This window comes from Dokdonella fugitiva, from assembly GCF_014138265.1.
Classification (GTDB): Bacteria; Pseudomonadota; Gammaproteobacteria; order Xanthomonadales; family Rhodanobacteraceae; genus Dokdonella_A; species Dokdonella_A fugitiva_A.
In genome coordinates, this window is record NZ_JACGXL010000001.1 from 1,290,386 (window position 1) to 1,312,828 (window position 22,443).

12 protein-coding genes are annotated in these 22,443 nt (G+C 69.4%); 10 read left to right on the forward strand and 2 right to left on the reverse strand.

Annotated features, from left to right (window positions below):
- Positions 1–139: 139 nt before the first annotated feature.
- From FHW12_RS05920 to FHW12_RS05935, 4 genes are all read left to right on the forward strand, one after another.
- Positions 140–2,332, forward strand: a complete 2,193-nt coding sequence (locus FHW12_RS05920; protein WP_182530019.1) for a bifunctional serine/threonine-protein kinase/formylglycine-generating enzyme family protein — start codon at positions 140–142, stop codon at positions 2,330–2,332.
- Positions 2,333–2,402: 70 nt separating this feature from the next.
- Positions 2,403–3,056, forward strand: a complete 654-nt coding sequence (locus tag FHW12_RS05925) for a DUF502 domain-containing protein (RefSeq protein ID WP_182530020.1) — start codon at positions 2,403–2,405, stop codon at positions 3,054–3,056.
- A gap of 132 nt (positions 3,057–3,188) precedes the next feature.
- Positions 3,189–4,931: a hypothetical protein gene (locus tag FHW12_RS05930; protein WP_182530021.1), complete on the forward strand. Its 1,743-nt coding sequence runs from the start codon at positions 3,189–3,191 to the stop codon at positions 4,929–4,931.
- A gap of 57 nt (positions 4,932–4,988) precedes the next feature.
- Positions 4,989–6,785: a M14 family metallopeptidase gene (locus FHW12_RS05935; RefSeq protein WP_182530022.1), complete on the forward strand. Its 1,797-nt coding sequence runs from the start codon at positions 4,989–4,991 to the stop codon at positions 6,783–6,785.
- A 222-nt stretch (positions 6,786–7,007) separates the two neighbouring features.
- On the opposite strand, the gene FHW12_RS05940 is transcribed toward FHW12_RS05935, so the two are convergent.
- Positions 7,008–7,607: a TetR/AcrR family transcriptional regulator gene (locus FHW12_RS05940; protein WP_182530023.1), complete on the reverse strand. Its 600-nt coding sequence runs from the start codon at positions 7,605–7,607 to the stop codon at positions 7,008–7,010.
- A gap of 127 nt (positions 7,608–7,734) precedes the next feature.
- On the opposite strand from FHW12_RS05940, the gene FHW12_RS05945 reads away from it, so the two are divergent.
- The 5 genes from FHW12_RS05945 to FHW12_RS05965 all read left to right on the forward strand — a co-directional run bounded on the left by FHW12_RS05945 (position 7,735) and on the right by FHW12_RS05965 (position 17,833).
- Positions 7,735–8,862, forward strand: coding sequence for an efflux RND transporter periplasmic adaptor subunit (locus FHW12_RS05945; RefSeq protein ID WP_182530024.1), 1,128 nt, complete (start codon positions 7,735–7,737; stop codon positions 8,860–8,862).
- The gene (locus FHW12_RS05950) at positions 8,859–11,969 is read left to right on the forward strand and encodes an efflux RND transporter permease subunit (RefSeq protein ID WP_182530025.1); all 3,111 of its coding nucleotides are present in this window, start codon (positions 8,859–8,861) and stop codon (positions 11,967–11,969) included. The genes FHW12_RS05945 and FHW12_RS05950 overlap by 4 nt, the downstream gene beginning before the upstream one ends.
- 169 nt (positions 11,970–12,138) lie before the next feature.
- Positions 12,139–14,163: a M13 family metallopeptidase gene (locus FHW12_RS05955; protein ID WP_182530026.1), complete on the forward strand. Its 2,025-nt coding sequence runs from the start codon at positions 12,139–12,141 to the stop codon at positions 14,161–14,163.
- Positions 14,164–14,214: 51 nt separating this feature from the next.
- On the forward strand, positions 14,215–16,254 hold the full coding sequence (locus FHW12_RS05960) for a M13 family metallopeptidase (RefSeq protein WP_182530027.1): 2,040 nt from the start codon (positions 14,215–14,217) through the stop codon (positions 16,252–16,254).
- A 316-nt stretch (positions 16,255–16,570) separates the two neighbouring features.
- Positions 16,571–17,833 (forward strand): choice-of-anchor tandem repeat NxxGxxAF-containing protein, encoded by a 1,263-nt coding sequence (locus FHW12_RS05965; RefSeq protein ID WP_182530028.1) that lies wholly within the window; start codon positions 16,571–16,573, stop codon positions 17,831–17,833.
- 47 nt (positions 17,834–17,880) lie between these two features.
- On the opposite strand, the gene FHW12_RS05970 is transcribed toward FHW12_RS05965, so the two are convergent.
- Positions 17,881–19,281 carry a cytochrome B6 gene (locus tag FHW12_RS05970; protein ID WP_182530029.1) on the reverse strand — a complete coding sequence of 467 codons (1,401 nt, stop codon included), beginning with the start codon at positions 19,279–19,281 and terminating at the stop codon, positions 17,881–17,883.
- Between the two features lie 290 nt (positions 19,282–19,571).
- On the opposite strand from FHW12_RS05970, the gene rapA reads away from it, so the two are divergent.
- Entirely contained in the window at positions 19,572–22,418 is a 2,847-nt protein-coding gene (rapA, locus tag FHW12_RS05975; RefSeq protein WP_182530030.1) for an RNA polymerase-associated protein RapA, read from the forward strand.
- Positions 22,419–22,443 lie beyond the last annotated feature (25 nt).

A 22,443-nucleotide genomic window follows, 5' to 3' on the forward strand; every position in this document is an offset into this window, starting at 1 on the left:
GCGGTTTCCGGTCCGGCGGCCACGGCGATCGGCCATGCCGGCGGTCGATAATGTGCCGTCCGCCGCGTTTTCCCGGTGGCGGCCGCGCCGCAAAGTCGCCGGTTCGATAGAATTGTGACCCTGACGCCACGCGATTGCCATGACCTATCTCAAACAACCGTTCACGATTCCGGGCTATCGGCTGATCGGCCGGCTCGGCGTGGGCGGCATGGCGACCGTCTACCTCGCCAGCCAGGAATCGCTGTCGCGCCTGGTCGCGATCAAGGTGCTGGCCAGCGACCATTCGGGCGACGAGCTCGTGCGGCGCTTCGAGAACGAGGCGCGCACGATCGCGCGCCTAGACCACCCGCACATCGTGCAGATCCACGACGTCGGTCGCACCTCGACCGGCCAGATCTACTACACGATGCCGTACCTCTCGAACGGCGACCTGTCGACGCGCAACCTGCGCGACGATCCCGAGCGCGTGCTCGCGGTCATGCGCGCGCTCGTCGAAGCGCTCGGCTGCGCGCACGACCACGGCATCGTCCACCGCGACGTCAAGCCTGAGAACGTGCTGTTCGACAAGCTCGACCGGCCGATGCTGGCCGACTTCGGCATCGCGCTGACCGGCTCCAAGCAGCAACGCGTCACGCGCGAAGGCGCGACGATCGGTTCGTCCGGCTACATGAGCCCGGAGCAGGCGCGCGGCCAGCCGATCGACGGCCGCTCGGATTTCTACAGCCTCGGCGTGGTCTGCTACGAACTGCTCACCGGCGAGATGCCGTTCCAGGGCGCCGATGCGCTCGCGGTCGCGCTCGCGCACATCGAGAAACCGGTGCCGCGCCTGCCGGTGACGCGCCGCGTCTGGCAGCCGCTCATCGACAAGGCGCTCGCGAAGCATCCCGACTCGCGCTTTCAGAGCGCCGAGGAGATGCTCGCCGCGCTCGACATCGTCAGTCGTCGCATGCGCGCAATCTCGCCGAGCGGTCTGGGCCGCCGCTGGAAGGCACTCGTCGAGCGCATCGTCGCGATCCCGCGCCGGCGCCGCGCGCTCGCGCTCGCCGGCGTCATGGCGGCCGTGCTCGTCGCGCTGCTCGCGCTGTCGCCGCATGTCGCGCAGCGCACCGCGCTCCATGCGGAGGGCGGCACGAACGCGTCCGCGACGAACGCCGCCGCGGGCAGCGAAGGCCCGGTCGCGAGCGCGCGGGCGCAGCACCTGCAGCAGGCGGACGACCTCATGTCGATCAACCGCCTCGTCGTGCCGACCGGGGCGAGCGCGGCGGACGAGTATCTCGCCGTGCTCGAGGCCGAACCGCAGCAGGAAGACGCGCGCAAGGGCATCGCACGCATCTTCGATCGACTCGGCGCACAGGCCGGCAAGGCGATCGCCGACGATCACGCCGCCGACGCGACCACCGCGCTGAACCAGGCCGCCGATTTCGCCGCACGCGCGGGCGCCGCCGCGGGCGAAGCCCATGCGGCATTCACCAAGACCGTCCACGACGCGGTCGAACAGCGTCGCGCACGCTCGCGCGACCCGCTCGACGCGAGCGCACTGCGCGCACTCAAGCCGCTGCTGCCGGCCCTCGCGCGCATCGATGCGGCGCAGGCGAAGGCGCTCGAGGCCGCGTTCGAGCAGGCGACCGCGCGCGTGCGCGAAGGCGCGGCGATCCGCGACGACGGCGGTCCCGAGATGGTGGTGATGCCGGCGACGCGCGGCTCCGCGCCGTCGATCGCGATGTCGGTCAACGAGATCACGCGCGGCGCGTACGCCGCGTTCGCGAAGGCGACCGGCCGGACCGCGGCGCGCTGCCGTTCGTCGCAGAACCTCATCGCGCTCGTCGCTTCGCGCGGCATCGACTGGCGCCACCCGGGTTTCGACCAGGGCGACGACCATCCAGTCGTCTGCGTGAGCTTCGCCGATGCGGTCGCGTACGCACGCTGGCTCGGCGAGCGCACCGGCGCGCGCTATCGCCTGCCGAGTTCGAACGAATGGCTCGCCGCGGCGCGCGCGGCCGGCAGCGGCAAGGCGTGCCGCGCGGCCAACATCGAGGCGCGCCGCGGTTGCGACGACGGCTTCGAGCACACCGCACCGGTCGGGCGCTTCGGCACGAGCGCGCCCGGCCTGCACGACATCGCCGGCAACGTCAGCGAATGGGTCGACGTCTGCGCGAACCGCGGCCGCGGCGGCGAGGACTGCGGCGAGCATCGCTTCCGCGGCCTGTCGTGGCGCGACGACGACGAGGAATCGAACCTCGACCGCATCGACAGCGCGCCGGGCGACATCGGCTACGCGAACGTCGGCATCCGCCTCGTGCGCGAGTTGCCTGCGGCGGACGGTACGCCGTGACGCGCGGGCGCAGCGCGGATCGACCGCCGATCCGCTACGCTGCGCCCCTGACCCCGATCCCGCCTCCCCCATGCGACCGCTCTACGTCCAGCGTTACCTGCTCACCGGCCTGCTCACCTTCATCCCGATCTGGCTGACCTGGATCGTCTTCAAGTCGATCTTCTCGCTGCTGTCGCAGGTGAACCTGCCGTGGGTGTCCGCGCTGTTCGAGGCGTTCCCGGAAACGCTCGGCCGCCTGCACCAGGAATGGCTGATGTCGCTGCTCGCGTTCATCGCCACCGTCGTCGCGCTGTACGTGATGGGTTTCGCCGCGAATCGCGTGTTCGGCCAGCGCATGCTCGGCGCGTTCGAGAGCGTGATCGAGCGCATCCCGGTCGCGCACAGCATCTACGGCGGCGCGAAAAAGCTCATGACGATGCTGCAGCACAAGCCGACGGGTACGCAGCGCGTCGTGCTGATCGACTTCCCGTCGCCGGAGCTCAAGTCGATCGGCTTCGTCACGCGCGTGTTCCGCGACGCGAGCGGCACGGAACTCGCCGCCGTGTACGTGCCGACGACGCCCAATCCGACCGGTGGCTACCTCGAGATCGTGCCGCTCGATCGCCTCGTCGCGACCGACTGGAGCGTCGACCAGGCGATGGCGTTCATCCTGTCCGCCGGTGCGGTCGGTCCCGATCCGCTGCCGTTCGAACTGCGCGCCGAGCGTCCCCTGCGAGCCGACTGAGTAGGCTGCGCGCTCGCCATCCGGTCTCATGGACCGCTGCGCGCGCGTGATCGTCATGGGTGGTTTCCCCCACGCCACGCTTGTACGCGGCGTGCGCACTGCCGATGCTGCAGTCGACTCCGGGAGTACGCCATGACCACCATGCCTGCTGCGCGCATCGTCGCCACCCTGCTCGCGCTCACCGCCTTGGGCGCGCGTGCCGACGAGCGCCTCTGGTACAACGAGATCGACACCTACACGACGACGCGCGACAGCATCGTCGTGACCGGTCCCGGCGCGGCGTTCGACCAGGAAGTCGCCGACGATTTCGAGGCCACTGGCCTCGTGCGCCGCGTCGTCGCCTACGGTCACGACTGCTTCAACTGCGCCGGCGCCTTCTCGACGGGCGTGCGCGTGCGCGTGTACGCGAAACACGCGGACGGTTCGCCCGGCGACGAACGGTACGGTTTCCGCCTCGACGCCGACGACCCGCGATTCGTGCACGACCTCAACCACACCGGGCACGAGGAGACGATCGACGTCACGTTCCCGCAACCGTTCCAGGCGGACGGCGCATATTTCATCTCGGTGCAGCTCGAGTACGCCGCGCCTGCGTACTGGCCGATCTGGTCCTCGCACCACACCGCGCCGCTCGGAAGTCCGGTGTACCTGCGCGACAACACCGCCGGTGGCGCCTGGGTGCCGCACAGCGATGCGCTCGGTCCCAGTCATTTCGACTTCGCGTTCGCGCTCTACGGCACCCCGCCGGGGCCGCCTGCGCCAACGCTGGTCGCGGGCTGCGGCGAATGGAACGTCGAGCCACTGCCCCTGCCCGACGGGGCGACCGCGGTGACCGTGCACGCCGTGCGCGCGTTCGACGACGGCGAGAGCTGGCTCGTCGGCGGCTACGACAACGGCGTGATCGGCATGCAACAGACGTTCTCGCTCGCCTACCATCGCAGCGCCACCGATGCCGCATGGAGGATCGTGCCGACGCCGAGCCCCGAAGCCTGCTCGCCGAATCCGTCGTGCGCGAAGGTGTGGTTCAACGCGATCGACGGCATCGCCTCCGACGACGTCTGGGCAGCCGGCTGGAAGGACGGCCAGTCCGACGACTTCTATTTCGGTGGCCAGCTGTTCATCGCGCACTGGGATGGGCACGCCTGGACCGAAGTGGCGGCACCCCGGACACATTCGGGTACCGGCGCCGAAGTCGCCGGCATCAAGGTCGTCGCCGCGGACGACGTCTGGTTCGTCGGCTCCTGGATCGCGGGCGGGCAATGGCCCGCGCTTGCATTGCACTGGAACGGCTCGTCGCTCGAACTCGCCGATACACCGTTCCCGCTGCCCGGCACGCCCGGCTGGTCGCTCGCGGCGATCGACGGCCGCCCGGGCGATCTCTGGGCGGTCGGCGCCGGCAGCGACGGCGACATGTCGACGAGTCCGTACGTCCTGCACGGCGACGGCAGCTCGTGGGAGCTCGCGGCGTCCGTGCCGATGCCGGGCCAGCAGATCGAGTTCAACGCGGTGCTCGCGCTCGCTTCCGACGACGTCTTCGCCGGCGGCAGCTGGTTCACCGGTGGGGTCGGCTACGGTCCGCTGATCGTGCATTGGGACGGTGCGCAGTGGGCGATCGCGACACAGGCCGGTGGTGGCGGCCCGATGGTGCGCATCGCCTCCGGCGTGCTCGCGCTCGGCAATCCGAGCGTGTTCGACGACGGTACGCAATGGCTGCCGCAACCGGGGCTCGACGGCTTCGATGCCTACGCCTGGGCCGACCTGCAAGCGACCGGCGCATGCCACGCGCTCGGTGCCGCGATCGTCGACATCGCCGGCGTTCGCCGCTCCGTGTCGGTGGAGCTCAAGCCGCGCATCTTCACCGGCGGCTTCGACTGAGTCCGCGCGGACGGCGATGCACTACCATCGGGCGATCGTTCCGACGCGAGAATCCGCATGATCGTCGCCCGCTGCATCCTGTTCGCCGTGCTGTCAGGCGCGGGTTGCGCCGCCGCGGCACCGAAGGACGACTGGACCACGCCGGCGGAAGGCGCGCATTTCCGCACGACCCCGTCGTACGCGCGCACGCACGACTACCTCGAACGGCTCGCCACCGCCGCGCCGGAGACGATCCGCCTGACGCGCTTCGGCGTGTCGCCCGAGGGTCGCGACCTCATGCTCGTCGTCGCCGCGAAGGACGGCGAATTCACGCCGGAAGCCGCGCGCGCGTCGGGCAAGGCGATCGTGATGGTGCAATCGGGCATCCATGCCGGCGAGATCGAAGGCAAGGACGCCGCGCTCATGCTGCTGCGCGACGTGAGCGTCGCGGCGAAGCAGCCGCACCTGCTCGACCACGCGATCCTCGTCTGGCTGCCGATCTTCAACGTCGACGGCCACGAGAACTCGGGGCCGTACAACCGCATCAACCAGCTCGGTCCGGACGAGATGGGCTTCCGCGCGACCGCGCAGAACCTCAACCTCAACCGCGACTACATGAAGGCCGATGCGCCCGAGATGCGCGACTGGCTCGCGATGTACGACGCGTGGCTGCCCGACCTGTTCCTCGACATCCACACGACCGACGGCACCGACTACCCGTACGACCTCACCTGGTACACCGAACAGTGGGGACCGCTGCACCCGGCCGTGCAGCAGTGGCAGCACGACGCGTTCGAGCGCGCGATCCTGCCCGCGTTCGACCGCAAGGGCCACCGGTCGTCGCCGTACCTCGACCTCGTCGACCACCGCGACATCACCAAGGGTATCGGCAACTTCGGTTCGGGGCCGCGTTACTCGACCGGCTACGTCTCGCTGCGCAACCGCGCCGCGCTGCTCGTCGAAACGCACATGCTGAAGACGTACGAGACGCGCGTGCGCGCGACCTACGACTTCGTCGTCGCGACGCTCGAACAAGTGAACCGCGACGGCGCCGCGCTGCGCAAGGCGATCGCGCAGGCCGACGCCGACACGGTCGCGCGCGCGCAGCGTGCCGACGCGACGCTCGCGATCGCCTACGAAACGAGCAAGCAGTCGGTGCCGTTCAAGCTCGAGGGCTACGCATTCCGGCAGGAGGCGAGCGCGATATCGGGCGACACCTGGGTGCGCTACGACCCGAAGACGCCGAAGACGTACACCGTGCCGTTCTATCGCGACCTCGTCGCGACGCAGTCGGTGTCGCTGCCGGCCGCCTACCTCGTGCCCGCCGGCTGGACCGTCGTCCTCGACAAACTGCGCGTGCACCACTTGCGCACCGAGCGCGTGGCGACGCCGCTGCATCTCGCGGTCGAACGCTACCGCCTCGGCGCGCCGCACTGGGCCGACGCGCCGTTCGAGGGCCGCCACCTGCTCAAGGACTTCACGCTCGCGGGCGAGCGCGCCGAGGCCGACTTCGCCGCGGGGGCCGTGCTCGTGCCGCTCGACCAGCCCGCCGCGAACGTCGCGGTCAACCTGCTGGAACCGCGCGCCTCCGATTCGCTGCTCGCGTGGGGCCTGCTCGACGGCGTGTTCGAGCAGAAGGAATACGCCGACGCGCGCGTGTCCGAACGCCTTGCGCGCGAGATGCTCGCAAAGGACCCGGCCCTGCAGAAGGCGTTCGAGGAGCGCCTCGCCGATCCCGCGTTCGCGAAATCAGCCGAAGCGCGACTCGCGTTCTTCTACGAGCGCTCGCCGTGGTACGCGACGCAGCACGTCGGCCTCTACCCGATCGTCCGCCTCGACGCGGCCGCCCTCGCTCGCGCCCGCGCCGGTCGCTGACGCCGGGCGGGATCCAAAGCGAAGCCCGAAACACGAAGGAAGAGCAAGCAGAAGAGACTTGAAGATTGAAACACGGAGCACGCGGCGCACACGGAGGGAAAGCTTTCAAGCAGGAAAGCTCTTCCTTGTCCCGCCTTCTCCGCGTGCTCCGTGTTTCAAGCTCTCCCTACTTTCGCCTTCCTTCGTGCTTTCGCCCTTCACGCGAGCGAACGAGCAGGACCATCACCCATCCAGTTGCATGACCGAACCGAAGAACAGTTCGAGCACGCGGTTGGCGACGCCGTCGTCGACCTGCAGCGGATCGACGATGTGCGCGAACTTGATCGACTCGGCGAGCGAGCACAGGCCGATCGCGAGTTCGCGCGCCGGGATCGGCGGCGCTTCGCCGGTGAGTTCGCAGTAGCGCTCGACGAAGCCGGTGATGTGCGCGTAGTTCTCCTCGATGAGCTTGCTCAGGCGCGCGCGGAACGCAGCATGGCGCACCGCGTGCAGGCGCGCCTCCATCCATAGCAGGCAGTGGTCGCTGTTGCGGAACACCTGGCCGTAGAACATGCGCAGGCGACCGGCGAGATCGTCGATGTCGACGGTGCTGCGGAAGACTTCGCGGAACGTCTCGAGCATCTCGCCGTGGTCGTCGCGCAAGAGCTCGATGAACAGGTCGTCCTTGCCCTCGAAGTTCGAGTAGAACGCGCCGCGCGTGTAGCCGGCCTCCTTCGCGATGTCCTCGACGCTCGTGCCGCCGAAGCCGTGCTTGGCGATGACTTTCGCCGCGGCAGCCAGCAGCGCCTGCCGTGTCTGCGCCTGACTTTCCTCTCGATTCAACCGTTTACGCGTCATACCCGCAGCATATCACGAGCCCATGAATCCGGATACGAAACGGTATTGAAATACAAATACGTATTCCGATATGGTATCGTATCTATACTCAACGGTACGCAAAAGGCTCGCCATGAACGCCGTGCTCCCCACTCTGATCCGCAGCGCCGTCGTCGCGACGGCCGTTTTCTCCGCAGCCCTGCTCGCGGCCTGCAGCCGTTCGGGCGCGGAAACCGCGGCAGCTCCGGCGGTCCGTCCGGTCATCGCGCAAACCGTCGTCGCGGGCGGTCGCGACCGGATCGAGCGCTACAGCGGCGAGGTACACGCGCGCTACGAGGCGCCGATCGCCTTCCGCATCGACGGCAAGATCAGCCATCGCGCGGTCGGCATCGGCGATCGCGTAAAGGCCGGCCAGGTGCTCGCCACGCTCGACCCGAGCGACGCGACGATGAACGCCGCCGGCGCGCAGGCCGCGGTGACCGCCGCGACGAGTCAGCGCGACGTCGCGCGCCTGCAGCGCGACCGCATCGCCGCGTTGCGCGACCGAGCGCTCGTGAGCCAGGCGCAGCTCGACCAGGCCAACGACACGCTCAAGGCGGCCGAAGCAGCGTTGCAGCAGGCGCGCCAGCAACTCGGCGTGCGCGAAAACCAGGTGCGCTACGCGACGCTCGCGGCCGAACACGACGGCATCATCACGACCCAGGATGCGGAAGCCGGCCAGGTCGTCGCCGCCGGGCAGCGCGTGTTCGGCCTCGCCTGGTCGGACGAGCGCGAAGTGCACATCGCGGTACCCGAGAGCCGCGTCGGCGCGCTGCGCGACGCGGCCGCGCTCGACGTCACGCTGTGGGCGCAACCGGGCCGCCGTTACACCGGCACGCTGCGCGAGCTGTCGGCCGCGGCCGACCCGCAGAGCCGCACCTTCCTCGCCAAGGTCGCGATCGCCGACGCGGGCGCCGACGTGCAGCTGCAGATGAGCGCCGACGTCGCGGTGACTTCCAGCGGCAACGGCGCCGCGGTCGTGCTGCCCGCGAGTGCGCTGTTCCACCAGGACGCGCAGCCGGCCGTGTGGATCGTCGACGCGCACGACCGCCTCGCGCTGCGCAAGGTCGAGGTCGCGCGCTACCTCGACGACGGCGTCGCGATCACCGCAGGCATCGCCGCCGGCGATCGCGTCGTCACGCGCGGCGTGCACACGCTGCACGAGGGCGACGCGGTGCGCATCGTCGAGCTGCCGTTCCAGCCGACGGTCGCCGAACGATGAGCGGCTTCAACCTCTCCGCATGGGCGCTGCGCCAGCGCACGCTCGTCGTCTACCTCATGGCGGTCACCGTCCTGCTCGGGCTGTACGGCTACCTCCACCTCGGTCGTTCGGAAGATCCGCCGTTCACGTTCAAGGTCATGGTGATCCAGACCGCGTGGCCTGGCGCGACCGCGCGCCAGGTGCAGGAACAGGTGAGCGACCGCATCGCGCGCAAGCTGCAGGAGACGCCGAACGTCGACTTCGTCAACAGCTACTCGCGCCCGGGCGAATCGGTCGTGATGTTCTCGATCAAGGACTCGGCGCCGTCCACCGACGTGCCGGCGACCTGGTACCAGGTGCGCAAGAAGATCGGCGACATCGCCGCACAGTTGCCGCAGGGCGTCCAGGGCCCGTTCTTCAACGACGAATTCGGCGACGTCTACACCAACATCTACGCGCTCGAGGGCGACGGCTCCGGCCCGGCCGAGCTGCGCGACTACGCCGACACGATCCGCGCGGAGCTGCTGCGCGTGCCCGGCGTCGGCAAGGTCGACTACTTCGGCGACCAGGAGCAGCGCATCACGATCGAGATCGACAACGCGCGCCTCGCCACGCTCGGCATCACGCCCGCGCAGCTCGGCCAGGCGATCGCGGCGCAGAACGCCGTCGCGCCGGGCGGCTTCGTCGACACCGGTGTCGATCGCGTCTACGTGCGACCGAGCGGGCAGTTCGGCGACATCGACAGCCTGCGCGAGACCAGCCTGCGCATCAATGACAAGCTGTTCCGCCTCGGCGACCTCGCCCAGGTGCGTCGCGGCTACGTCGACCCGCCGGTCGAACAGGTGCGCCACGACGGCCGCCCCGCACTCGCGATCGGCGTGACGATGCAGGCCGGCGGCGACGTGGTCGAACTCGGCCGCGCGCTCGACGCGGCGACCGCGCGCATCCGCGCCGGCCTGCCGGCCGGGCTCGCGCTGGCCGAATACAGCAGCATGCCCGATGCGGTCACGCATTCGCTCGACGACTTCCTCGAGGCGGTCGCGGAAGCGGTGCTGATCGTGCTGCTCGTGAGCCTCGCGAGCCTCGGCTTCCGCACCGGCATGGTCGTTGCGATCACGATCCCGTTCGTGCTCGCCGCGACGGCGCTGTGCATGTGGTGGTTCGGCATCGGCCTGCACAAGGTTTCGCTCGGCACGCTGATCCTCGCGCTCGGACTGCTCGTCGACGACGCGATCATCGCGATCGAGATGATGGCGGTGAAGCTCGAAGAAGGCTGGGACCGCACGCGCGCGGCGAGCTTCGCCTACACCAGCACCGCGTTCCCGATGCTCACGGGCACGCTCGTCACGGTCGCCGGCTTCCTGCCGATCGCGCTCGCCAAGTCGGGCACGGGCGAGTACACGCGTTCGATCTTCCAGGTCTCGGCGATCGCGCTGATCGCGTCGTGGATCGCCGCGGTGGTGGTGATCCCGGTGCTCGGCCACGCGATGCTGCCCGAGGCACACCACCCACCGAGCCGCTTCGCGACCTGGCTGCGCACGCGCGTGCTGCGCCGCCGTGCCGTCGAGTCGTCGCACGGCAGCGACCCGTACGATCGCGCGTTCTACCGCCGCTTCGGTGCGCTCATCGCCTGGTGCGTCGATCATCGCTGGCGCGTGCTCGCGGCGACGCTCGTGCTGTGGCTCGTCTCGATCGGCGCGTTCGCGCTCGTGCCGCAGCAGTTCTTCCCGAGTTCCGACCGCACCGAGTTGCTGATCGACCTGCGCCTCGGCGAAGGCGCGTCGATCGCGGCGACGCGCGCGGTGACCGAACGCATGGAGCATGAGCTCGCCGGCAACCGCGACGTCGACCACTACGTCAGCTACGTCGGTGCCGGCGCGCCGCGATTCTACCTGCCGCTCGACCAGCAGTTGCCGCGCGCGAACTTCGCGCAGATCGTCGCGACCGCACGCGACGTCGAGGCACGCAAGCGCCTCGCCGACGTCGTGCAACACGCGCTCGCCGAGCGCTTCCCCGACGTCAGCGGGCGCGTGAGCGCGCTCGAGAACGGGCCGCCGGTCGGTTTCCCGGTGCAGTTCCGCGTCTCCGGCGACGATATCGGCAAGGTGCGCGCGATCGCCGAGGACGTCGAGCGCGTGATGCGCGCCGACCCCGGCACCGCCAACGTGCAATTCGACTGGGACGAACCGTCGACGCGCTCGATCCGCCTCGAGATCGACCAGGACAAGGCGCGCGTGCTCGGCCTCACCTCGCAGGACGTCGCCGCCGCGGTCGACCTCGCGCTGAGCGGCCAGGCGGTGACGCAATACCGTGAACGCGACAAGCTCATCGAAATCGACCTGCGCTGGCCGCAGGCGCAGCGCGTCGATGCCGAACGCCTCGGCGACCTCGCGATCGCCACGCCCGCCGGGCCGCCGGTGCCGCTGACCCAGCTCGCGCGCATCGACTACCGCATGGATTACGGCGTGATCTGGGAACGCGACCGCCAGCCGACGATCACCGTGCGCTCGGACACCGCGCCGGGCCGCCTCGGCATCGACGTCACCCACAGCGTCGACGCTAAACTCGGCGGACTGCGCGCGAAGCTGCCGATCGGCTATCGCGTCGAGGTCGGCGGCTCGGTCGAAAACAGCGCCAAGGCACAGGCGTCGATCAACGCACAGATGCCGGTCATGCTGCTCGCCGTGCTGACCCTGCTCATGCTGCAGCTGCGCAGCTTCTCGCGCACGCTGATGGTCGTGCTCACCGCGCCGCTCGGCCTGATCGGCGTGGTCGGTTCGCTGCTGCTGTTCGGCCAACCGTTCGGCTTCGTGGCGATGCTCGGCACGATCGCGATGTTCGGCATCATCATGCGCAACTCGGTGATCCTCATCGACCAGATCGAGCAGGACATCGGCGAAGGTCATTCCGCCTACGAGGCGATCCAGCGCGCGGTCGTGCGCCGCTTCCGGCCGATCACCCTGACGGCCGCAGCGGCCGTGCTCGCGCTGATCCCGTTGCTGCGCAGCAACTTCTTCGGGCCGATGGCGACCGCGCTCATGGGCGGCATCACGGTCGCGACCGTGCTGACCCTGCTCTACCTGCCCGCGCTCTACGCGATCTGGTTCCGCGTGCGGCGGCCGGCGTGAGCAGGGATCGCGCGGCCGCCAACGAACCCGGGGTGCCCCGGGGCCGCTCCGGCCCCGGATGTGCGTAAACCATTGTAAAGTGCGCGCCGCGAACCGCAGTGACCTTCGACACTAGGCCACCCCGCGGTGCCGCCCTAGGCTCACCGCCCACCCCGTACCGGAGCGACGCATGCCTGCATGCAGGACCCGCGTGCTGGCCGCCGCCCTTTCGCTGGGGCTGGTCGCCGGCGCGCACGCGCACACCAACGAGCGCGGCCTCGACGCGCAGAACGTCGACGCGGCGACGCCCGCGTGCGACGACTTCTTCCAGCACGCGAACGGCGGCTGGCTCGCATCGAACCCGATTCCCGCCGAATACAGCCAGTGGAGCCTCGACGACGAGCTGCGCGAGCGCAACCTCGCGCTGCTGCGCGGCGTGCTCGAAGACGCGGCCGCGCATCCCGGCGCCGCCGGCAGCACGACGCAGAAGGTCGGCGACTTCTACGCCTCGGCGATGGACGAAGCCGCGGCGGAGAAGGCGGGCTACACGCCGATCAAGGCCGACCTCGAGCGCATCGCCGCGCTGAAGAACGGCGCCGACGTCGCCGCACTCGTGCGCGGCTGGCACGCGCAGGGCATCCCGGTGCTGTTCGACTTCGGTCCGCAATCCGACATGAAGGACGCGACCCGCGAGATCGGCTACGCGATCCAGGGTGGCCTCGGCCTGCCCGACCGCGACTACTACACGCGCACCGACGCGAAGTCGAAGGAACTGCTCGGCAAGTACCGCGTGCACGTCGCGCGCATGCTCGCGCTGGTCGGCGACGCGAACGCGGAGCAGGAAGCCGGCTGGATCGTCGACCTCGAGACGACGCTCGCGCGCGCCTCGCTCGATCGCGTCGCGATGCGCGACCCGCAGAGCTACTACCGCATCGCCACGCTCGCGCAGGCCGACGCGCAGACGCCGCACTTCTCCTGGACCGCGTTCTACAAGGAACTCGGCCGCGCCGACGTCACGCGCTTTTCGCTGCCGCATCCGAAGTTCTTCGCGGCGATGGACGGTGCGCTCGCAAAGGCGCCGCTGTCGCACTGGCAGGCCTATCTGCGCTGGCACCTCGTCGACTTCGCCGCGCCGTCGCTGAGCAAGGCTTTCGTCGAAGCCGACTTCGACTTCCACGGCCGCACCCTGCGCGGCACGCAGGAACTCAAGCCGCGCTGGAAGCGTGCGATCGACGCGACCAACGACGCGCTCGGCTTCGCCGTCGGCGAGGCCTACGTCGCCAAGGTGTTCCCGCCGGAAGCGAAGCAGCGTGCGCAGACGCTCGTGAAGAACCTGTCCGTCGCGTTGCGCGCACGCATCGCGAAGCTCGACTGGATGGGCGAGGAGACCAAGAAGGCCGCCTACGCCAAGCTCGACACGCTCGTACCGAAGGTCGGCTATCCCGACACCTGGCGCGACTACTCCGCGCTGGCGGTCCAGCGCGGCGATCATTTCGCCAACGTGCGCGCGGCCGCCGCATTCGAGGCGAAGCGCCTCGCCGCGAAGATCGACAAGCCGGTCGACCGCAGCGAATGGGGCATGCTGCCGCAGACGGTCAACGCGTACTACGACCCGCAGCAGAACGAGATCGTGTTCCCGGCCGCGCAGCTGCTGCCGCCGTACTTCGACGCGCAGATGGACGACGCGGTGAACTACGGCGGCATCGGCTCGGTCATCGGCCACGAGATGCTGCACGGCTACGACGACGAAGGCAGCCAATTCGACGCCCAGGGCAACCTGCGCGACTGGTGGACGAAGCAGGACCGCGAGCGCTTCGTCGCGCGCACCGGCAAGCTCGTCGAGCAGTTCGCCGCCTACGTTCCGATCGACGACCTGCACGTCAACGGCAAGCTCACGCTCGGCGAGAACATCGCCGACCTCGGCGGCCTCGAGGTCGCCTGGGACGCGTGGAAGCTCACCGACGACGGCAAGGCGGACGCGACGCGCGACGGCCAGTCCGGTGCGCAGCGCTTCTTCCTCGCGTTCGCGCAGGCGTGGCGCACGCAACAGCGCCCCGAAGCGCTGCGCCTGCAGGTGCAGTCGAACGAACACGCGCCGGCCAAGTACCGCACCAACGGGCCGGTCAGCAATATGGCCTCGTTCGCGCAAGCGTTCGCGTGCAAGGCCGGCAATCCGATGGTTCGCGACGCCGCGCACCGCGTCGACATCTGGTGAACACACGCCGCGGCCGGCGCCGCGGTGACGAATGTCCTTGGAGAACGAAACATGCACAAGCTGCCGAACAGAACCCTCGCGACGGCGATCTTCGCCGCGCTGTCGACCACCGCGATCGCCGCATCGACGACGCCCGCGTTCGACGTCAATGAACTCGACGCGAAGATCGCCCCGTGCGCGGACTTCAACGGCTTCGTCAACGCGAAGTGGGTCGCGGCGAACCCGATCCCGGCCGACCGCACGCGCTGGGGCGCGTTCGACCAGCTGCGCGAGCACAGCCTGCAGACGCAGCGCGGCATCGTCGAAGCGGCCGCGCTCGGCGCGAACAAGGCCGCCGCCGGCTCGATCCAGCAGAAGATCGGCTGGTTCTACCGCTCCGGCATGGCCGACGGCGCGATCGAGAAGGCCGGCCTCGCGCCGGTCAAGCCCGAGATCGCCAAGATCGACGCGCTGAAGACGCCGGCCGACATCGCCGCGTACATCAACGACGCCTCGTCGCGCGGCCAGAACGGCCTGTTCCAGATCTACACGTCGCCGGACTTCAAGAATTCGAAGATGCAGATCGCCTACGTCGCGCAAGGCGGCATCGGCCTGCCGACCTCGGAGTACTACTCCAAGCCCGACTACGCGGAACTGCGCACCGCCTACCAGGCGCACGTCGCCAAGGTGCTCGAACTCGCCGGCGACAAGGCGGATTCGGCGAAGAAGTCGGCCGAGCAGGTGCTCGCGTTCGAGACGCGCCTGGCCAAGGCCTCGCTGGTGCCGGTCGAGCTGCGCAAGCCGGAGAACCAGTACCATTTCGTCACGCTCGCCGATGCCGACAAGGCGAACCCGAATTTCTCGTGGACGAAGTTCTTCGCCGCGCAGCACGCCGACATCCAGGGCGGCTTCTCGCTGTCGCAGCCGGGCTTCTTCGCCGAAGTCGACAAGATGGTCGTCGACGTGCCGGCCGACGAGTGGCGCACCTACCTGCGCTTCCACGCGATCGACTCCGCCTCGCCGTACCTGTCCAAGCCGTTCGCGGAAGAGAACTTCACGTTCTACAACAAGACGCTGAATGGCCAGAAGGAGCAGGAGCCGCGCTGGAAGCGCGTGCTGTCGACGGTCAATGAATCGATGGGCATGGCGCTCGGCCAGCTCTACGTCGACAAGACGTTCCCGCCGGAATCGAAGAAGCGCGCGCTCGAACTCGTCAACAACGTGAGCGCCGCGCTGAAGGCGCGCATCGAGAAGCTCGACTGGATGAGCGACGCGACCAAGCAGAAGGCGATCGAGAAGTGGTCGACCTTCCTGCCGAAGATCGGCTATCCGGACAAGTGGCGCGAATGGTCCGGCCTCGAGGTGAAGTCGGACGACTACTACGCGAACGTGCTCGCCGCGAGCAAGTTCAACTACGACTACGAGATGGCCAAGGCCGGCAAGCCGACCGACCGCCTCGAGTGGGGCATGACGCCGCAGACGGTCAACGCGTACTACAACCCGACCGACAACACGATCAACTTCCCGGCCGCGATCCTGCAGCCGCCGTTCTTCGACGCCAACGCCGACGACGCGATCAACTACGGCGGCATCGGCGCGGTGATCGGCCATGAAGCGACGCACGGCTACGACGACGAAGGCAGCCAGTTCGACGCGCAAGGCAACAACGCCAACTGGTGGACGAAGGAAGACCGCGAGAAGTTCGACGCGCGCACCGCCAAGCTCGTCGCGCAGTTCAACGCGTACGAGCCGCTGCCGGGCAAGCACGTCAACGGCCAGCTCACGCTTGGCGAGAACATCGCCGACCTCGGCGGCCTCAACGTTGCCTACGACGCGCTGCAGATGGCGCTCAAGCAGAACCCGGCCGAGGCGGCGAAGAAGATCGACGGCTACACGCCGGACCAGCGCTTCTTCCTCAACTTCGCGCGCGTCTGGCGCGGCAGCATCCTGCCCAAGCGCCAGGAAGTGCTGCTCAACGCCGACCCGCACGCGCCGGCGAAATACCGCGCGATCGGCGCGCCGTCGAACATGCCCGCGTTCGCGCAGGCGTATTCGTGCAAGGCCGGCGACGCGATGGTGCGTGGCGCGGACACGCAGGTGAAGATCTGGTAAGGGTTTTCTTTTGCGATCGTCCATGATCGCTGCCTGACGAAGCGGCGCGACGATAGTCGCGCCCGGGCCGAGTGGGGACCAGAGCGGCCATCCATGGCCGCACTTCCCACGAACAGCTGCTTCGTTGCGGCTCGTCGAGGCCTCCCGGGAAAGCCGGGGTCAGTTGGACCTTCGCGGCATCAGGCAATGTTGCCGGAAGCCCTGCGACGCGAAAGTCCAGCTGACCCGGTTTTTCTCCTAACGGATTCTTCGTCTTCGATCCGCTATGGTCGGGAACGCGCCAAGCACCGGCGCATCGACCTGGGGGTCATCCACGATGAAGGCGTACCATCTCGCGATCGCGGCGCTGTTCGCCGCACCGAGCCTGCGGGCGGCGTTACCCGCCTACGAAACCGTCGAACTGCAGGCGCGCAGCAACCTGCTCGTCAACGACGAGGGCTGGAACCTGCCGCCCGGCTCGTCGTTCAACAGCATCAGTGCATCGATCAACGCGAGCGCGCAGGTCGCGTTCCGCGTGCAGGTCGTGCCCGACGCCGGCGATCCGGGCCTGTCGCGCCCCGGTGTCTGGCTCGGTGCGCACGGTGCCGGCGGACTCGTCTACGTCGGCGACATCGACGCCTCGATCGACAACGAAGCCTGCTTGAACGACGCGGGCGATATCGCATTCACGATCTCCGACACGGGCGTCGGCAACAGCCTGTTCCGGTACGACGCGACCGCCGGCAGCGCCGCCGCGGTGAACACGCTGCCCGTGATCCCGAACTCCTACCAGTCGCCGTGCGTGAACGCGAGCGGCGACATCGGCTTCCAGGCGAGCTTCTCCAGCGGCCGCGCCTACGCGGCACGGCTCGGCGGTTCGACGACGATCTATGTCGGCGACGCGGCGGTCGCGCCGGGCAGCCCGTATACCTACCTCTACACGCCTTCGTTCAACGCGACGGGCACGATCGCGGCGAAGGTCGCGACCTCGGCCGACCAGTTCACGGCCGTCGAGATCCGCACGTTCGCGAGCGACGGGACATCACGGGTCCTGCTGAAGAACCAGGCGACCGACGCGGCGTCGCCGTATTCGAAGTTCGACAACAGCCTCGCGCTCACCGACGACGGCACGATCGCGGTAGTCGCGACGCGCGCGGCCGACAACCGGCGCGTCGTGCTGCGCAGCGACGGCGAAACCACGACCGAGATCGCCGCCGTCGATCCCGCCGGCACCATCCTCGAACTCGATTCGTTTCCGCCCGCGATCAACGGCGCGGGCTGGGTCGCCTTCCGCGCCCGCGATGCGCAAGGCCAGGCGATCTACCTCGGCGACGGCACGAACCTGCTGCGCGTCGTCGGCAACGGCGACGTCGTCGCGACTGATCTCGGCACGGCACAGCTCGGCCAGCACGACAGCTCTCCGGTGTTCGCGGGGCACCCCGCAATCAACGCGCGCGGCGACATCGCGTTCGTCGCCGGCGTGTATCCGCAGGGAAACAACCAGGTCGAATGGGGCAGCGGCGTGTTCGTCGCGTACGCGACGCCGACCGTCGTCGACCTGATCTTCGCCGACGGCTTCGATTCCGCACCGGCCCGATGAATCGTCCGCGCTCCGGCCGGTCGCGGCCGGAGCGCGGGTGCGTCGCACTACAGCACGCGCAGGAACGCGACGAGGTCCTTCTTCTCGTCCGCACTCAGCTTCGTCTCGAGCACGAGGTTGAAGAACTCCACCGTGTCGTCGAGCGTGAGCAGGCGATCGTCGTGCAGGTACGGCGGCGAGTCCTTGATGCCGCGCAGCGGGAACGTCTTGATCGGGCCGTCCGCGCTCGCCATCACGCCGTTGACGAGGTGCGGCTTGTAGAAGCGCTCGAGCTTGAGGTTGTGCATCGTGCCGTCGGTGTAGTACGGCGGTGCGTGGCAGGTCGAGCACGTGCCCTTGCCGAAGAAGATCGCCTGGCCGCGCAGTTCCGCCTCGCTCGCCTTGCGCGGATCGAGCTTGCCGTACACGTCGAGCTTCGGCGCCGGCGGGAAGTCCAGCAGCGCCTCGAACTCGGCCATGAAATGCACCTGGCTGCCACGCTCGAGGATGTTCACGCCCTTCTTCGTCGCGATCGCGGGATCGCCGTCGAAGTACGCCGCGCGCTGCTCGAACTCGGTGAAGTCCTCGACCGTCTTCAGCGCACGCTGGGAGCCGAACAGGCTCTGCACGTTGACGCCGCGCAGGCTCGGCGTGTCGATGCGATGGCGGAACTCCTGCGGTCGGATGTCGCCGACGAGGTGCGTCGACGCATTGGTGTGTCCGTTGGCATGGCAGTCGAAGCAGACCACGCCGCGGCTCGGGCGCTCGGATCGGCGATCGTCGGTCTGGTTGAACTGCTGTTGCGGGAACGGCGTGACGAGCAGGCGCAGCCCTTCGATCTGCTTCGGGTTGAGAATGCCGTTGAACAGGCCGTAGTAGTTCTCGATCGTGACGAGCTTGCCCTGCGAGACGTCGCCGAGATCCGGTCGCGTGGTGAGATAGATCGGCGCGGGGAACTCCGGCAGGAAATGGTCCGGCAGGTCGAAGTCGAGATCGAAGCGGGTCAGGTCGCGCTGCTCTTGCCGCTTGATCTCGTCGATGTGGAACCGCGGGAACAGCATGCCGCCCTCGGCGTGGTTCGGGTGCGGCAATGGCAGGAAGCCGGCCGGGAACACGCCTTTTTCGCGTATCTCCTCGGCGCTCATCGCGGCAAGCTGGTCCCAGCTCGTGCCGTTCGGCAAGCGCACGCGCACGCCGTCCTGCACCGGCTTGCCGCGCGACATCGCGACGCCTGCGGCGGGCCGGTTCGACAGGTCGTAGCGTTGCTCGAGCAGGGCGGCCTGCCGCTTCTCGATGGCCGCCTTCGCTCCCTTCATGCGCTGCATGACGGTGGTGAAATCTTCCTCGACCGTGGGTGCGTAGCTCGACGGCGTCTTGCCCGCCGGTTCGGCTTGCGCGACGCCGGCAACGGCGAGCGCGAGCAGCAGCGAGCGTGCCGCGGCCTGTCTCCGTATCGACTTGCGGATCATGGCGAAGTCTCCGTGGATGGGGAGCGTGTTCGCGCCGCGCACGCGCGCGGCGCATCCGCCACGCTATGCGCGCCCGGCGACCGCGGCCAATGATTCGTTTCGATGAAATCGATCGCGAACGCCTATCGAACGGCCTGCTGCGACGCCGCAGAGCCGGCGACTCCTGCGCTGCCAACGCCGCGCGGCGCCGATGGCGCGCCGCGCCACGGCAGCGCACCGGATCAGGCCGCAAGACTATGCTTCGCGCGCCGCGGCCGCGATAATCGCACTCCCTCACCGCTGCCCCCTCCATGGCTTTCGTTCCCGGTCAACGCTGGATCTCCAACGCCGAGCCCGAACTCGGCCTCGGCACCGTCGTGCGCCTCGACGGCCGCACCGTGCAGGTGCTGTTCGCGACCGCGGGCGTGCTGCGCCACTACGCCAAGCAGGCGGCGCCGCTCGCGCGCGCGGAGTTCCGTGTCGGCCAGAAGGTCAGCGGGCAGAAGCAGAATTTCGTGGTCGAGCGCGTGAGCGAGGCGAGCGGCCTGCTCACCTACCACAACGGCACGCGCGCGCTCGCCGAATCCGAACTCGACGACGCGCAGCCGGTGTCGCGCGCGGACGAGCGCCTGCTGTCCGCGCGTGTCGACGCACCCGACCGCTTCGACTTCCGCCTCGCCGCGCTGCGCCGCCGCGCCGCCGCGATGCGATCGCCGGCGTGGGGCCTCGCCAGCGCGCGCATCGACCTCATCGCGCACCAGTTGCGCGTCGCCGCGATCGTCGCGCAGCGCCGCCCGCCGCGCGCGCTGCTCGCCGACGAGGTCGGCCTCGGCAAGACGATCGAAGCCGGCATGGTGCTCGCACGCCTGCTCGCGAGCGGGCGCGTCGCGCGCGTACTCGTGCTCGCACCGCCGAGCCTCACCGCGCAGTGGTTCGTCGAGCTGCTGCGCCGCTTCAACCTGCCGTTCGCGTTGTACGACGAGGAGCGTTGCGAAGCGATCGAAGTCGCCGACGCTGCGCGCAACCCGTTCGACGACGAACAGTGCGTGATCGCCGACGTCGACTGGCTCGCCGGTACGCCCAAGCGCGCAGCGCAGGTCGGCGACGCCGACTGGGACCTCGTCGTCGTCGACGAGGCGCACCACCTCGAATGGTCGCCCGAAGCAGCCAGCCCCGCCTATACGCTGGTCGAGCGCCTCGCCGCGCGCGCGCCGGGACTCGTGCTGCTCACGGCGACGCCGCAGCAGCTCGGCCGCAGCGGCCACTTCGCGCGCCTGCGCCTGCTCGATCCCGCGCGCTACACCGACCTCGAGAGGTTCACGGCCGAATCCGAGCGCTACGCGGGCCTGTCCGCGGTGGCGACGCGCCTGCTCGACGCGGCACCGCTCGACGCCGACGTGCGCGCCGCGCTCGCCGCGCGCTTCGCCAGCGATGCGGATCTCGAAGCACTGCTCGCGCGCTACGACGAGGACCGCGCCGCGAACGCGCCGCTGCTGCTCGACGCGCTGATCGACCGGCACGGCACCGGCCGCGTGATGTTCCGCAACCGGCGCGCGCAGATCGGCGGATTCCCGAAGCGCGTCGCACGCATCGACCTGCTCGACGGCACCGAACTCGACGACGGCACGCGCCAGCGCCTGCTCGCGGAATTCCACGCCGACGCGCAGGCGCATCCGCCCGCGGGCGAGATCGACTACGCGACCGACCCGCGCCTGCCGTGGCTGGTCGCGCTGATCGAGCGCCTCGCGCCGGCCAAGCTGCTGCTGATCTGCCGCACGCAGGCGAAGGTGATCGCGCTCGAGGACGCACTGCGCACGCGCAGCGGCGCCAAGGTCGCGCGCTTCCACGAAGGCATGAGCATCCTGCAGCGCGACCGCAATGCGGCGTTCTTCGCCGAGGGCGACGGCGCGCGCGTGCTGCTGTGTTCGGAGATCGGGTCGGAAGGCCGCAACTTCCAGTTCGCCCACCACCTCGTGCTGTGGGACCTGCCGCTCGATCCGGACCTGCTCGAACAGCGCATCGGCCGCCTCGACCGCATCGGCCAGCGCCACGACATCGAGATCCACGCCGCGGCGTTCCACGGCAGCGCGCAGCACGCGCTGCTGCGCTGGTACCACGAAGGCCTCGATGCGCTGCGCAGCAGTCCGTCCGACGGCCGCGAGATCCTGCGCCGCTACGGCGCGCGCCTGCTCGCGGAAGCCGAACGGCATGCGCTCGGTGGCGAAGACCCCGACGTCGAGATCGACGCGCTCATCGGCGAGACCGCGGCGACGCATCGCGAGCTGTCCGAACTCGTGCAGGCCGGGCGCGATCGCCTGCTCGAACTCGCGACCGAACGCCAGGCACGCGACCTGCCGCTCGCCGACGCGTTGCGCGCGCAGGACAGCGACACCGGCGCCGACGAGTTCGTCATCGCGCTGTTCGAACAGTTCGGCATCGACGCCGAGGAGACCGGCCCGCGCACGGTCGTGCTCGACCCCGAGTACCTCAGCACCGACGGCTTCCCCGGGCTCAAGGACGGTCCGCAACAGGTCACGTTCGACCGCGCGACCGCGCTCGCGCGCGAAGAACTGCCGCTGCTGCGGCTCGACCACCCGCTCGTCGTCGGTGCGCTCGACCTGCTGCTCGAAAGCGAACAGGGCAACGCCGCGATCCTCATGGATGCCGCGTTGCCGCCGCGCACGGCGCTGCTCGAATGCGTGTTCGCGCTCGAATGCGTCGCCGACCGCCGGCTCGACATCGGCCGCTTCCTGCCGCCGCTGCCATTGCGCACGGTCGTCGACACGCGCCTCACCGCGCGCACCGACTACGCGCCGAACACGGTCAGCCTCGCGCGCGCGCGCGAGCAGCCGATCGACGCGGCGCGCTATCGGCCGTTGCTGGCCAAGCTCGTGCCGCCGATGCTCGGCGCGTGCGAGACCGAGGCACGACGCCTCGCCGCGACCGAGGTCGGCCACGCGCTCGCCGCCGCGCAGCGCGAACTCGACGCGGAGCAGTCGCGCCTCGCCGCACTCGCCAAGGTCAATCCGTCGGTGCGCGAGGACGAGATCGCGGCGATCGCGAGCGAACTCGACGCCCTGCGCCACGCCCTCGCGACCGCCGCACCGCGCCTCGACGCGATCCGCTTCGTCTGCAGCGCGGACATCGCCGCACGCTGACCCTCGGCGAGCTACTCGCGCTACT